At 72.2% G+C, this 12137-nt stretch carries 14 protein-coding genes; 3 read left to right on the forward strand and 11 right to left on the reverse strand.

The window, feature by feature from the left end; translation table 11 throughout:
• Nucleotides 1-75 precede the first annotated feature (75 nt).
• Genes ELQ40_RS14560 through ftsH form a run of 9 tightly spaced genes read right to left on the reverse strand, consistent with a single transcriptional unit; the run spans nucleotide 76 to nucleotide 8046 of the window.
• Entirely contained in the window at nucleotides 76-834 is a 759-nt protein-coding gene (locus ELQ40_RS14560) for a DUF2520 domain-containing protein (RefSeq protein ID WP_127794331.1), read from the reverse strand.
• Nucleotides 827-2635 (reverse strand): PH domain-containing protein, encoded by a 1809-nt coding sequence (locus ELQ40_RS14565; protein ID WP_127794332.1) that lies wholly within the window; start codon nucleotides 2633-2635, stop codon nucleotides 827-829. The genes ELQ40_RS14560 and ELQ40_RS14565 overlap by 8 nt, the downstream gene beginning before the upstream one ends.
• The gene (locus ELQ40_RS14570; RefSeq protein WP_127794333.1) at nucleotides 2632-3234 is read right to left on the reverse strand and encodes a PH domain-containing protein; all 603 of its coding nucleotides are present in this window, start codon (nucleotides 3232-3234) and stop codon (nucleotides 2632-2634) included. Before ELQ40_RS14570 ends, ELQ40_RS14565 begins: the two co-directional genes overlap by 4 nt.
• A complete protein-coding gene (locus tag ELQ40_RS14575) occupies nucleotides 3227-3691 on the reverse strand; it encodes a DUF3180 domain-containing protein (RefSeq protein WP_127794334.1) in 465 nt (154 codons plus the stop codon). Before ELQ40_RS14575 ends, ELQ40_RS14570 begins: the two co-directional genes overlap by 8 nt.
• Nucleotides 3688-4173: a 2-amino-4-hydroxy-6-hydroxymethyldihydropteridine diphosphokinase gene (gene folK / locus ELQ40_RS14580; protein WP_127794335.1), complete on the reverse strand. Its 486-nt coding sequence runs from the start codon at nucleotides 4171-4173 to the stop codon at nucleotides 3688-3690. Before folK ends, ELQ40_RS14575 begins: the two co-directional genes overlap by 4 nt.
• Nucleotides 4170-4541 carry a dihydroneopterin aldolase gene (folB, locus tag ELQ40_RS14585; protein ID WP_205649351.1) on the reverse strand — a complete coding sequence of 124 codons (372 nt, stop codon included), beginning with the start codon at nucleotides 4539-4541 and terminating at the stop codon, nucleotides 4170-4172. The genes folK and folB overlap by 4 nt, the downstream gene beginning before the upstream one ends.
• Nucleotides 4534-5352 (reverse strand): dihydropteroate synthase, encoded by an 819-nt coding sequence (gene folP / locus ELQ40_RS14590; protein ID WP_127794337.1) that lies wholly within the window; start codon nucleotides 5350-5352, stop codon nucleotides 4534-4536. Before folP ends, folB begins: the two co-directional genes overlap by 8 nt.
• Nucleotides 5345-6010, reverse strand: a complete 666-nt coding sequence (folE, locus tag ELQ40_RS14595) for a GTP cyclohydrolase I (RefSeq protein ID WP_127794338.1) — start codon at nucleotides 6008-6010, stop codon at nucleotides 5345-5347. The genes folP and folE overlap by 8 nt, the downstream gene beginning before the upstream one ends.
• Before the next feature lie 17 nt (nucleotides 6011-6027).
• Complete coding sequence (ftsH, locus tag ELQ40_RS14600; RefSeq protein ID WP_127794339.1) at nucleotides 6028-8046, reverse strand: ATP-dependent zinc metalloprotease FtsH; 2019 nt, start codon at nucleotides 8044-8046, stop codon at nucleotides 6028-6030.
• 253 nt (nucleotides 8047-8299) lie between these two features.
• Between ftsH and ELQ40_RS14605 the strand changes: the two genes are divergently transcribed.
• Nucleotides 8300-8782: a hypothetical protein gene (locus ELQ40_RS14605; RefSeq protein WP_127794340.1), complete on the forward strand. Its 483-nt coding sequence runs from the start codon at nucleotides 8300-8302 to the stop codon at nucleotides 8780-8782.
• A 37-nt stretch (nucleotides 8783-8819) separates the two neighbouring features.
• Nucleotides 8820-9653, forward strand: a complete 834-nt coding sequence (locus ELQ40_RS14610; protein ID WP_127794341.1) for a helix-turn-helix domain-containing protein — start codon at nucleotides 8820-8822, stop codon at nucleotides 9651-9653.
• A gap of 98 nt (nucleotides 9654-9751) precedes the next feature.
• Here the strand turns inward: ELQ40_RS14610 and hpt are convergent, their stop codons facing one another.
• Nucleotides 9752-10303, reverse strand: coding sequence for a hypoxanthine phosphoribosyltransferase (hpt, locus tag ELQ40_RS14615; RefSeq protein ID WP_127794342.1), 552 nt, complete (start codon nucleotides 10301-10303; stop codon nucleotides 9752-9754).
• 160 nt (nucleotides 10304-10463) lie between these two features.
• Nucleotides 10464-11495 carry a tRNA lysidine(34) synthetase TilS gene (gene tilS / locus ELQ40_RS14620; RefSeq protein WP_127794343.1) on the reverse strand — a complete coding sequence of 344 codons (1032 nt, stop codon included), beginning with the start codon at nucleotides 11493-11495 and terminating at the stop codon, nucleotides 10464-10466.
• Between the two features lie 72 nt (nucleotides 11496-11567).
• Between tilS and ppa the strand changes: the two genes are divergently transcribed.
• Nucleotides 11568-12053, forward strand: coding sequence for an inorganic diphosphatase (ppa, locus tag ELQ40_RS14625; protein ID WP_127794344.1), 486 nt, complete (start codon nucleotides 11568-11570; stop codon nucleotides 12051-12053).
• Nucleotides 12054-12137 lie beyond the last annotated feature (84 nt).

Genomic DNA, 12137 nt, shown 5'->3' on the forward strand with positions numbered 1-12137 from the left:
CGACGACGCGGGTGTCGACGATGCGGGTGCCGTCGACGCGGGTGCCGTCGACGCGGGTGCCCGAAACGGCTTGGATCACACGGCACCTCCTGGCGGCCTGATGTTCCCGGCCTCGTCGATCGTACCCGTCCCGTCGGGGCCCGGCCCCGTGTCGTGCCGCGAGAGGGCGTTCTCGACCGCGCTGCGCACGAGCGGCGCGAGCACGGCTCCGGGTCGTGCGACGCCGATGCCGTCGAGCTGGCCACTCGCCTGGTCGACGATCGCGGTCGAGAACGAGACGGCCGTGTCGATGGCCTCGGCGTACGCGGCGCGGTGCTCCTCGGCGACGACGAACGGCTCGCCGCCCATCTCGACGACGAGGGCCTGCGCGATGGGCAGCACCGGAGACGGCGCGGTGACGGCGAACCAGGTGCCGGCGAGGCGGGCGATGTCGAGCGACGTGCCCGTGAAGTCCATCACCGGATGCACGGCGAGCGGGATGCCTCCCGCGCGCCGCGCGGGATCGAGCACGCCGGTGCCGTAGCGCGCGGCCGTGTGCAGCACGAGCTGCCCCGGCTGCCACACCCCCGCGCTCGCGAGCCCCGCCACGAGCGGCTCGAGCTCGTCGGCCGGCACGGCGAGCAGCACGAGTTCGCTCCGCTCGACGATCTCGGGCACCGCCAGTACGGGCACGCCGGGCAGCATCGCGTCGGCCCGGCTCCGGCTGCGCTCGGAGACGGCGGCGACGCCGGTGAGTGCGTGGCCGGCTCCGCCGAGGGCTGCGGCGAGCACGGCGCCGACCCGACCCGCGCCGACGACGCCGACGCCGAGCCGGCCCGCCCGGGGCTCAGCCATGCTCGAGCTCCGCGCCCCACTGGTCGCTGCGGTCGGCGTTCGCCCGCACCACGACCTCGACCGCGACCCGCTCGTACGCCGCCTCGGCCTCCGCCGCGTCGAAGGCGGGCAGGGTGGCCGTGATCGGCCCGGTGACCGTGTGCAGTCGCAGGGTGGCAAGGCGCAGCATCCGGCGGATCGGCCCGCGGTGGATCGCGACCGACTGGAGGCGCGCGAGCGGCACGATCACGAGTCCGCGCAGCAGCACGCCATGTCGGATGCCGGCGAGCCCGGCCTGCTCGGTCCAGCCGATACGGCGCCACGAGAACGGGTGGAGCCACGCCGATCGGCGCGGCGCCGGCCGGAAGCCGCCGGCCTCGCCGCGGCCCGTGAGCCCGGCGTCGAACGCATCGCCGAGGGCCTCGGCGCTGCCGGGCAGCAGCAGGTCGAGCACGCGGCGCACGTCGTCGGCCGTGCCGACCGGGAGCACGAGCGTGCGGTTGGCAGCCTCGCCGCTCGCGGTCAGGGACTGCCCGGCGAGGTTCACGCGGACGCTCCACCAGCCGAACGGCCTCCAGAACAGCCACTGCTGCGCCTCGACGGCGTGCACGCGGCCCGGCGGGATGGTCTGGTTGCCGGTCGACAGGAGGCCGTGCCCGATGCGCACGCCGTCGGGCGTGCCGGCGATCGAGTAGCGCAGCGACCTGGTGATGCGCGTCCAGACGTAGCTGACGACACCGATCAGGGCGGGCACGAAGCTGAACAGCACCCACCACTGGTGGGTCGCGATGCCGACGCCGAGGACGGCGACGAGCACGATGACCCAGATGGTGGTGCCGCCGAGCAGCGTCGACCCGATCACGCGGCCGAGCGGCAGGTGCACCACGGACTCCGGCGGCGCCAGGTCGGGGTCGAGCTCGGGCGCGAGGAAGTCGTCGACGCGTCGCCCCACGACACCCGAGACGCGGGCGCGGACTCCGGCGGGGGCATCCGCTCCGACCCGGACGTCCGCTTCGGCGGGGGCATCCGCACCGGCCGGGGCATCCGCTTCGGCGAGCGCCGCCCCTGCGACGGCAGCCGCGTCCGTCGCGTCGCCGGGCGCACGGGTGGCCGCCTTCGTCGCGCGTGCGCCGGAGGCGAGCCGCAGGATGTCGGCGCGCAGCCCGTCGGCGAGCGCGGAGGCGAGGTACGACAGCTGCACGTCGGCCGACTGCCCGGCCACCGACACCTCGAGCTTCGCCGCGCCGAAGAGTCGCGCGAAGAACGGGCGCTGGATATTGATGCCCTGGATCCGGTCGAGCCGGGCGCTGCGGTGCGAGCGGAACAGGATGCCGCTGCGCACCTCGACCGCGTCGGCCGTGATGCGGAAGCTGTGCATGCGCCACGACAGCCAGAACCCGCCGACGATGCCGATCAGCACCAGCGCGACCGCGAGCAGCGCCCAGCCGACGAGTCCGTTGAGCACGATCCCGCCGATCGGGTCGTTCGCCCAGTCGCCGCTCCACTCGTCGTAGGCGCCGCCGAACTCGTCCTCGAAGTCGGGGGCGAAGATCGGCACGAACATCTCGACGAGCCGCTCGCGGAGGTTCGCGATGATGAAGCCCAGGATCGCGATGAGGGCCAGGCCGCCGCGCAGCAGCGGGCTCGCCGGATGCAGGCGGTGCCATTCGCCGTCGGCGAGGCCCGTGCGCGTCGGCTGGGCCGACGGCTCGGGCGACGACGCCGGGGGCGTGATCGGCTCGCCCGGTGCGTCGGTGCCGCCGTGACGCTCGGCCGGCGCCTCGGGCGACGACTCGGCCGACGGCTCGGTCGCGTCGGTCACAGCCCCGCCCGACGCGTCTCGGCGAGCGCGACCAGCTCGTCGCGGAGCCGGTCGGCCTCCTCGGCCGGGATGCCCGGCACGGTGACGGCCGTGGCCGCCGCCGCCGTGACGAACTTCAGGTCGGCGAGCCCGAGGGCGCGTGCGATCGGGCCGCGCGTGATGTCAACGAGCTGCATGCGCCCGTACGGCACGGCGACCTGCCGCTGGAACATGATGCCGCGCCGGAACACGAGGTCGTCCTCGCGGAGTCGGTAGGCGATCGACCGCACGCGGCGCGGCTCGAACGCGAGCGACACGAGGAACACCACGCCGATCGCGATCGCGGCCCACAACGCCCACGCCCAGCCGAGGACCGCGAACATGAACACCCCGACGCCGACGAGCACGACCCCGCTGATCAGCGTGCCGACCACCTCGACCACGAGGTACTTCGGCGAGACGCGCCGCCAGTCGGCGTCGACGTGGGAGCCGATGGGACCGTCGGGCACGACGGCGGGTTCGGATGCCCCGCCGGCTTCGGATGGCCCGCCGGCTTCGGATGCCCCGCCGGCTTCGGATGCCTCGGCGGCCGGCTCGACCGGCACCTCGGGTTCAGGCATGGGCGTGCTCCTCGTCGTCATCGTCGGGTGGAAGGGTGCAGCACCACTCGGCGACCAGTCCCCCGGCCAGCATCACGGCGGCGCCCAGCGCGGTGGCGAGCGCGAGCCACAGCGTACCGGGGTTCGGCACCACGGCGCGGGTCGCGAGGAAGAGCACGATGCCCAGGCCGAGACCGACGACCACGGCGCCGGTCAGGCTCGACGCCTTCGCGAGCACCGCGACGCGCATCGCGCGGAACGGATCGACCCGTCGCGTCGACGCCCCCGTGACCGAGCGCCGGATCGGCCAGGCGAGGCTCAGCACGATCGCCGCGACGCCGACGAGGGTGATCGGCAACGACAGCGGCGGCACGACGGCGTTCGCGCCGGAGGTGACGAGCAGCAGCTCGCCGAGGTATCCGATCACGGCGCCGGCGATCACGCAGGCGATCAGGGAGGTCGGGTGGGTGCGCTTCATCGCCTGGTCACCTCGTCGGTCGCGGCGGCGAGCAGGTCGCGGACCGACCCTCGGCCGGTGATCGAGGCGTCGGGGTCGACGTCGAGCCACGGCGCGAGCACGAAGGCGCGCTGCCACGCACGCGGATGCGGCAGCGTCAGTCGCTCGTCGTCGACCACGAGCCCGTCGACGTCGAGGAGGTCGAGGTCGAGGGTGCGATCGCCCCAGTGCTCGGTGCGCACGCGGCCGTGGTCGGCCTCGATACGCAGCAGCAGGTCGAGCAGGGCGTGCGGCTCGAGCGTCGTGTCGACCGCGACGACGCCGTTGAGGTACCCGGGCGCCTCGTGGTCGACGCCGGTGTCCTTGATCGCGACGGATTCGTAGACGGGAGAGACCCGCACGAGCTCGACCCCGTCGGCGTCGGCCAGTGCGCGGATCGCCGACGCGATGGTCGCCTCGCGGTCGCCGAGGTTCGCCCCGAAGGCGATGATCGCACGGCTCACGCGCGACCCCGCACCACGGTGACCGCGACGTCGTCGAACGCGACGGCGATCGGGGCATCCGGCTTGTGGACCGTGACCTCGACCTCGTCGACCGCCCCGAATCCGAGGGCGACGGATGCCACCCGCTCGGCGACGGTCTCGATCAGGTCGACCGGGTCGCGCTCGACGGCGGCCACGACGGCCTCGGCCAGCACGCCGTAGTGCACGGTGCGCTCGAGGTCGTCGCCGGCGGCGGCCGCGGCGAGGTCGACGAAGGCGACGACGTCGACGACGAAGACCTGCCCCTGCTCGCGTTCGAAGTCGAAGACGCCGTGGTTCGCCTGCACGCGCAGGCCGGTCAGGGTGATGCGATCTCGCCGGTCAGCCACGGCTTCCACTCTGCCACGCCCCGAGGACGTCGAGGGCGCGCCGGGTGGCGGTGACGTCGTGCACCCGCACGGCCCACGCCCCGGCCTGCGCGGCGAGCACGCTGATGACCGCGGTCGGCAGGTCGCGCTCCTCGACCGGGGCGCCCTCGGGCAGCATCGCGCCGAGGAACCGCTTGCGCGACGCGCCGACGAGCACCGGGAACCCGAGGGACTGGAGCTCGTCGAGCCGGCCGAGCAGCTCCCAGTTCTGCGGGGCGCGCTTGGAGAATCCGAGCCCGGGGTCGAGGATCAGCCGCTCGCGCGCGACGCCCGCCTCGACCAGCGCCTCGACCCTGGCGAAGAGCTCGTCGCGCACCTCTCGCGCGACGTCGTCGTAGTCGGCGTGGCTGTCGACGACACCAAGGTGGCCGCGCCAGTGCATCGCGACGTAGTACGCGCCGCTGGATGCCGCGATCCGGGCCATGGCTGTGTCGGCGAGTCCCGCCGACACGTCGTTGATGACGTCGGCGCCCGCCTCCACCGCGGCGGCCGCGGTGGCCGCGTGCATCGTGTCGACGCTCACCCGGATGCCTCGGCCCGCGAGTTCGCTGATGACCGGCACCACGCGACGGATCTCCTCGTCCGGCTCGACCAGCGCGGCGCCCGGCCGGGTGGACTCCCCGCCGACGTCGACCAGGTCCGCGCCCTGCGCGACCAGCTCGAGCCCGTGGGCGATCGCGGCGTCGGGGTCGAACCACCGGCCGCCGTCGCTGAAGGAGTCGGGCGTCACGTTGAGCACGCCCATGATGAGCGGAAGCGTGGGCTCAGGCATCCGTCGGGGTCCTGCTCGACGACGCGTCTGCATCAATGACGCCCGCCCCGATGAGCGCGATGATCTCGGCGCGCGCGGCGGGTTTCGCGAGCTCGCCGCGACCGGCGATCGTGATGGTCGAGCTGCGCTGCTGGAGCGCGCCTCGGGTCGTCACGCACCGGTGCTGCGCGTCGAGCACGACGAGCACGCCGCGCGGGTCGAGGCCGGCGACGAGGGTGTCGGCGATCTCCTCGGTGAGGCGTTCCTGCAGCTGCGGGCGCCGCGCCAGGGTGTCGACGACGGCCGGGATGCGGCCGAGGCCGACCACGCGCTCGCCCGGGAGGTACGCGACATGGGCGGTGCCGACGAACGGCAGCAGGTGGTGCTCGCACACCGACCGGAACGCGAGGTCGCGCAGCACGACGGCATCGCCGGTGGCGGCAGCCGGAGCGGCTTCGGTGTCGGCACCGGTCGCCGCCGCGTGGATCGCGGAGTCGACCGCGACCGAGTCCGCGAGGTGGCTCAGCGGGTCGACGGCGAGGCCGCCGAAGAAGTCGGCGTAAGCCTCGGCGACCCGCTGCGGGGTGCGCTCGAGGCCCGCCCTCGTCGGATCCTCGCCGATCGCGAGGAGGATCTCCGTGACCGCCCGTTCGATGCGGGCGGCGTCGACCTCGGCCATGCGGCCCTCCGTGGTGGTTACGCGGTCGCGGGTCGGGGGTTGGAGCGCGGCTTGCGCGTCGCGACCGGCTCCTCGATGGGCGTGTCCTGCGAGTCCACGCCGCCGTCGACCATGCCCTCGTCGATGGGCAGCTTGTCCTCGGGGAACGTGATCGGCGGGATGTCGGACACCGGGCGCTTGTCGCTCGACAGCCACAGCGGACGCGGCGGCAGCTTCCTGACGTCCTTGAAGATCTCGGCGATCTGGTTGTGGTCGAGCGTCTCGTGCTCGAGCAGCTCGGCGGCCAGCTTGTCGAGGATGTCGCGGTTGTCGTTCAGCACCTGCCACGCCTCGTCGTGCGCCTGCTCGATGAGCGCGCGCACCTCGACGTCGACCGTCTCGGCGATCTCCTCGGAGTAGTCGCGCTGGTGGCCCATGTCGCGACCGAGGAAGACCTCGCCCTGCGACTGGCCGAGCTTGACCGCGCCGACGTTCGCCGACATGCCGTACTCGGTGACCATCTTGCGGGCCGTCGAGGTGGCCTTCTCGATGTCGTTCGAGGCGCCCGTCGACGGGTCGTGGAACACGATCTCCTCGGCGACCCGGCCGCCCATCGCGTAGGTGAGCTGGTCGAGCAGCTCGTTGCGGGTGACCGAGTACTTGTCCTCCAGCGGCATGACCATCGTGTAGCCGAGGGCGCGACCGCGCGGCAGGATCGTGATCTTCGTCACCGGGTCGGTGTGGTTCATCGCCGCCGCGGCGAGGGCGTGGCCGCCCTCGTGGTACGCGGTGATGAGCTTCTCCTTGTCCTTCATGACGCGCGACCGGCGCTGCGGGCCGGCGATGACGCGGTCGACCGCCTCGTCGAGGGCGCGGTTGTCGATGAGCTGCGCGTTCGAGCGGGCGGTGAGCAGCGCGGCCTCGTTCAGGACGTTCGCGAGGTCGGCGCCGGTGAAGCCCGGCGTCTTGCGCGCGAGCACCTCGAGGTCGACGCCGTTCGCGAGCGGCTTGCCCTTGGAGTGCACCTCGAGGATCTTGTGTCGGCCCTTGAGGTCGGGCGCGTCGACGCCGATCTGGCGGTCGAAGCGGCCCGGGCGCAGGAGCGCGGGGTCGAGGATGTCGGGGCGGTTGGTCGCCGCGATGAGGATGACGTTCGTCTTGGGGTCGAATCCGTCCATCTCGACGAGGAGCTGGTTCAGCGTCTGCTCGCGCTCGTCGTGCCCGCCGCCGAGGCCGGCGCCGCGGTGACGGCCGACCGCGTCGATCTCGTCGACGAAGATGATGGCCGGCGAGTTCTGCTTGGCCTGCTCGAACAGGTCGCGCACGCGGCTCGCACCGACGCCGACGAACATCTCGACGAAGTCGGAGCCCGAGATGGAGTAGAACGGCACGCCCGCCTCACCCGCGACGGCGCGAGCGAGCAGGGTCTTGCCCGTACCGGGAGGGCCGTACAGCAGCACGCCCTTCGGGATGCGGGCGCCGACGGCCTGGAACTTCGCCGGCTCCTTGAGGAACTCCTTGATCTCGTGGAGCTCCTCGATCGCCTCGTCGCTGCCGGCGACGTCGTCGAACGTGACGGTCGGGCTCTCCTTCGAGACGAGCTTCGCGCGCGACTTGCCGAACTGCATGACCTTGTTGCCGCCGCCCTGCATGCCCGAGAGCATGATCCAGAAGAAGAGGCCGATCAGCACGAGCGGCAGCAGGATGCCGAGCATCGAGAGGAACCAGTTCGGCTGCGGCACCTCGTCGTTGAAGCCGTCGGACGGGTTCGCCGCGTCGACGGCCTCGACCACGTCGGTTCCGCGAGGCGTCACGTAGTAGAACTGCACCTGCGTGCCGTACTCGTCGTCGGCCTCGGTGAGCGTGAGGTCGACGCGGTTCTCGCCGTCGACGATCTTCACGGCGGCGACCTTGCCGTCGTTGAGGAAGTCGAGGCCCTCCTGCGTCGAGACCTGGCGGAAGCCGGACGCGGTGATCAGGCTCGACCCGATCCAGACCGCGACGATCGCGAGCAGGATGTAGATGATCGGCCCGCGCAGGATCTTCTTCATGTTCATGGTCTTGCAAGGCTACCCTCGCGTCCCCGAGCGTCGCCTGTCTGTTCGCTGTGGGCGCGCAGCGAGCGCGCCCCGGTGGTCGAACAGGGAGCGCAACGAGCGCACCCCGGTGGTCGAGGAGGGCGCGCAGCGACCGTATCGAGACCCAGCCATGACCTCGGAGGTCATCGCCTCCATGACCTCCCCGTTCGTACGCTCGTGCCGTTCCCGCTGCCGACCGGCGGCACGCACACCGTTCGAGAGGACCCAGACCATGACCGTCTCCGCTTCGATCACCGCCCCGGCGACGTCCGGCCCCCGCACGCTCCGCTCGCCCGAGGGGCTGCTGCGGGCGAGCGTCGGCCTCGACGCGGTGGGCGGCATCGCACTCGGCACCGCCTTCATCGTGCTCGGCAACGGCTTCGCCGCCGAACTCACCATTCCCGCGGGGCTCCTGCTCGCGGCGGGCTGGTTCCTCGTGCCGTTCGGCCTGGCGCTGGGCCTGCTCGCGACCGAGGCCGTGCTCCGCACCCGGCTCGTCATCGCGCTCGTGGTGTTCAACGTGCTCTGGGTCGCGGCGAGCGTCGCCCTGCTCACCGCGTCCTGGGCCCCGACGGCACCGCTCGGCGTCGCCCTCGTGGTCGCCCAGGGGGTGCTGATCGCCGGGGTCACGGCGTTCGAGGTCGCCGCCCTGGCCGCGCTGCACCGTCGCTCGGGCGCTGCGGCTCGACCGGCTCGACCTCGACCGGCTCGGTGAGCACGGCCGTGGCAGGATCGGGTTCGGGGAGGGCCGGATGCACACGATCGAGACCGCGACCGACGTCGGCGGCCTGCTGCGGGAGTGGCGTGAGCACCGTCGGTACAGCCAGTTGGCCCTCTCGTCGGAGACGGGCATCTCGACGAGGCATCTGAGCTTCGTGGAGACGGGCAAGTCGAATCCGGGCAGGGACCTGCTGCTCCGGCTCGCCGAGCATCTCGACCTGCCGCTGCGGGAGCGAAACCGGCTGTTGCTCGCGGGCGGCTTCGCCCCCGCGTTCCCGGCCGACGACCTCGACGGCGATCGGAGTCAGGGTGTTCGTGCGCAGCTGCGCCGGTTGCTCGACGTGCACGCGCCGTATCCGGCGCTCGTGGTGGATGCCGCGTGGAACGTCGTGGACGCGAACGCGCACGTCGGCATCCTGCTGCAGGGGGTCGACCGGGCGCTGCTGGCGCCGCCGATGAACGCGCTGCGGGTCACCCTCGACCCGCGCGGCATGGCACCGCACATCGAGAACCTGGAGCAGTGGCGCGAGCACCTGCTCGGCCGTGCCCGTCGGCAGGCGAGCCTGACGCGCGACGGTCGCCTGCTCGAGGTGCTGCACGAGTACGACGTCCACGAGCACGACGAGCCGGGCGGGCACGAACCGGGCACCGCCCCGCACGACGGCGAGATCGCGCTGCCGCTCCGACTGCGGGTCGGCGGCGAGACGCTCAGCTTCCTGTCGACGATCTCGACGTTCGGCACACCGCTCGACGTCACGCTCTCGGAGCTCGCGGTCGAGGCGTTCCTTCCCGCGGACGACGCCACGAGACGCGCCCTCGAACGGTTCGAGCCGGTACTGCAGCCCGACGACGTGCTCGGCGGCTGACTCCGCGGGTCTCGATACGCTCCGCTACCCGACCACCGACGGCGAGCTGCCCCGGCGGTCGAGTAGGGAGCGCAGCGACCGTATCGAGACCCGCGGGGTTACGAGTAGACGTGCGGCGCGAGGATCGCGACGTCGCGCAGGTTGCGGTACCGCTCGGCGTAGTCGAGCCCGTAGCCGACGACGAACTGGTTCGGGATGTCGAACCCGACGTACTTCACGTCGACCTCGACCTTGGCGGCGTCGGGCTTGCGGAACAGGGCGCAGATCTCGACCGACGCCGCGCCGCGCGATTCGAGGTTCTCGCGCAGCCAACTGAGGGTGAGGCCCGAGTCGATGATGTCCTCGACGATGAGCACGTGCCGGCCGGTGAGGTCGGAGTCGAGGTCCTTCAGGATCCGCACGACGCCCGACGACTTCGTGCCGGTGCCGTAGCTCGAGACGGCCATCCAGTCCATGTTGAGGTGCACCTTGAGCGAGCGGGCGAGGTCGGCCATGACCATGACCGCGCCCTTCAGCACGCCGACGAGCAGGATGTCACGGCCGTCGTAGTCGGCCTCGATCCGCCGGGCGAGCTCGTCGAGCTTCGCTTGGATCTCCGCTTCCGTGACGAGGACTTCGGTCAGATCGGCTTCGATCTCGCTCGCGTACATTCCTGCTCCTGTCGTGCTCGTCCAGCGGATGCCACGAGCCTACGCGGAAGCCCCGGTGGTCGAGTAGCGAAGCGCCCGGTGGTCGAGTAGCGAAGCGTATCGAGACCCGCCCCACTCCGCGTGTCGATACGGCGCTGTGCGCCTACTCGACGACCGGCGCTCAGTGGTCGTGCGGCAGGATCTCGGTCGCGCCCGTCGCCGAGAAGACGACGTGACGCCCGGTGCGGGTGGCGCGCCCGCCGCCGGGCAGGTCGACCGGTCCCTGCCCATGCCAGTCGGTGACGAGCCGGGCGACCTCGAGGGTCTGCACCCGGCTCAGCGAGACGCCGAACTCGCTCGCGACGACGTGCCGGATGATGCGCTGCCGCAGCGCCGCGGGGTTCGCGGCGAGCCACGGCGCCGACACCGCGATGCCGGCCTCGGCGGGCTCGCAGACCTCCTCGATGAACTCCTCGATCTGCGCGTCGAAGGCCGCCTCGTCTTCGCGAAGCTGTTCGGCGGTGCGGGCGAGCGCCTCGGCGATGCCCGGGCCGAGTTCGCGCTCGAGCACGGGCAGCACCATCTCGCGGACGCGCACGCGCGCGTAGGAGGCATCCGTGTTGTGCGGGTCGTCCCACGGTTCGAGTCCGGCATCGAGGCAGGCCTGTCGTGTCGTCTCGCGACGGATGCCGAGCAGCGGCCGCGCGTACCGACCGGTGCGGGCAGCCATGCCCGACAGGCTCGCGCCGCCCGAGCCGCGGGCGAGGCCGAGCAGCACGGTTTCGGCCTGGTCGTCGAGGGTGTGACCGAGCAGCACGATCTCGGCGCGGGTCTCGAGCGCGGCCGCGTCGAGCGCCGCGTACCTGGCTCGGCGAGCGGATGCCTCGGGCCCGCCCTCGCCGTCCACCTGGACCCGGCGCACGAGCACGGGATCGAGGCCGAGCGCGCGGGCCTCGTCGGCCGCACGCGCGGCGACCACCGCGGAGGCATCCTGCAGTCCGTGGTCGACGATCACCGCACCGGCCTCGAGCCCTGAGCGCGGCGCCTCGAACGCGGTCGCCGCGGCGAGCGCGAGCGAGTCGGCGCCGCCCGACAGGGCGACCAGCACGCGTCCCGACTCGGGCAGCACGGCACGCACCGCACGTCGCACGTCGGCGATCGGCGGGGTCAGGCGGGGGCGGCGAGAGGCATCCGTCTGGTCTTCGGAGGGCATCAAGTAACCTTATTGCGCCGTTCGCGCGCCCGACCGGGGCGGCCGGCGAGACTTCCACCGACAGGAGTGCACATGGGCGAGTACAACGCCGTCATCGAGATCCCCAAGGGGAGCCGCAACAAGTACGAGGTCGACCACGAGACGGGTCGCATCTTCCTCGACCGCGTGCTCTACACGAGCTTCGTGTACCCGACCGACTACGGCTTCTTCGAGAACACCTTGGGCGACGACGGCGACCCGCTGGACGTGCTCGTGCTGCTCGAGTACCCCGTCTTCCCCGGCGTCGGCCTCAAGGTGCGCCCGGTCGGCGTGTTCCACATGACCGACGACGGCGGCGGCGACGCCAAGGTGATCGCGGTGCTCGCGGGCGACCCGCGCTGGAACCACATCCAGGACGTCGACGACATCCCCGAGTACACGCGCAAGGAGATCGAGCACTTCTTCGAGCACTACAAGGACCTCGAGCCCGGCAAGTGGGTCAAGACCGAGGGCTGGGCGAACGCGGCCGAGGCCGAGGCGCTGATCCAGAAGGCGATCGAGGCCTACCCCGGTCACTGATCGACGCACGATTCATCGAACGAGCGGATGCCTCAGGCATCCGCTCGTTCGCGTTTCGGGGCGCTGCACCCGGTGGTCGAGTAG

This window comes from Agromyces sp. LHK192, from assembly GCF_004006235.1.
Lineage (GTDB): Bacteria > Actinomycetota > Actinomycetes > Actinomycetales > Microbacteriaceae > Agromyces.